The sequence below is a fragment of the Arthrobacter sp. H41 genome, assembly GCF_000520535.1.
Lineage (GTDB): Bacteria > Actinomycetota > Actinomycetes > Actinomycetales > Micrococcaceae > Arthrobacter_D.
This window is the reverse complement of the sequence record NZ_KI914799.1, coordinates 7,885-9,140: the sequence shown is the minus strand read 5'-3', so window position 1 is coordinate 9,140 and position 1,256 is coordinate 7,885. Positions and strand designations below refer to the sequence as shown.

Annotated in this window: 2 protein-coding genes; both read right to left on the bottom strand. The window is 67.3% G+C overall.

The features are described from left to right. On the bottom strand, window positions 1–578 hold a 578-nt coding region (locus Y705_RS21875), incomplete at its 3' end, for a polyprenyl synthetase family protein (protein ID WP_253908577.1). Further along, window positions 514–1,256: polyprenyl synthetase family protein (locus Y705_RS21870; protein ID WP_253908575.1), on the bottom strand; the 743-nt coding region annotated here is incomplete at its 5' end. The genes Y705_RS21875 and Y705_RS21870, both read right to left, overlap by 65 nt.

Sequence of the window (1,256 nt, the reverse complement as noted above, 5' to 3'; positions counted from 1 at the left end):
GCCCGCCGCAGAAGGATCACCGGCAGGGTGGGCACGGCCTCGCGCAGATCGGTTCCGGGCGCCTTGCCGGACTTCACCTTGAGCCCGGTGACATCGATGACGTCGTCGGCTAGCTGGAACGCGACTCCCACCTTCTCGCCATAGGCCACCATCACGTCGATGACTTCCTGTGGAGTGTCGGCGAACAGCGCCCCGAGCTGGCCCGACGCCGCCACCAACGACCCTGTCTTGTCGGCGATCACGGAGAGGTAGTGCTCCAGGGCGTCCTCGTCCTCACGCGGTCCCACGGTTTCGTGCAGCTGCCCCAGGCACAGTCGCTCGAACGTGCGCGCCTGGATGCCCAGCGCTTCCCCGCCGAGCTCGGACACGAGGATCGACGCACGCGCAAAAATGAGGTCGCCCGTCAGGATCGCCACCGAGTTGCCCCACACCTCATGGGCCGTCGGTGCGCCGCGGCGATAGGGAGCGGAGTCCATGACGTCGTCGTGATAGAGCGTGGCAAGGTGGGTCAGTTCAACGACGACGGCGGCCTGCACCACCTCCGGGCGGGTCGGGTTGCCGAGGTGGGAAGCAAGGATGGTCAGGAGCGGACGGATCCGCTTGCCCCCCGCTTCGACGAGGTGACGGCTCGTGGCATCGGCGAGCGGGTCGGAATTCGAGATCGCACCGAGCAACTGCGGTTCCGGGCGCCTTGCCGGACTTCACCTTGAGCCCGGTGACATCGATGACGTCGTCGGCTAGCTGGAACGCGACTCCCACCTTCTCGCCATAGGCCACCATCACGTCGATGACTTCCTGTGGAGTGTCGGCGAACAGCGCCCCGAGCTGGCCCGACGCCGCCACCAACGACCCTGTCTTGTCGGCGATCACGGAGAGGTAGTGCTCCAGGGCGTCCTCGTCCTCACGCGGTCCCACGGTTTCGTGCAGCTGCCCCAGGCACAGTCGCTCGAACGTGCGCGCCTGGATGCCCAGCGCTTCCCCGCCGAGCTCGGACACGAGGATCGACGCACGCGCAAAAATGAGGTCGCCCGTCAGGATCGCCACCGAGTTGCCCCACACCTCATGGGCCGTCGGTGCGCCGCGGCGATAGGGAGCGGAGTCCATGACGTCGTCGTGATAGAGCGTGGCAAGGTGGGTCAGTTCAACGACGACGGCGGCCTGCACCACCTCCGGGCGGGTCGGGTTGCCGAGGTGGGAAGCAAGGATGGTCAGGAGCGGACGGATCCGCTTGCCCCCCGCTTCGACGAGGTGACGGC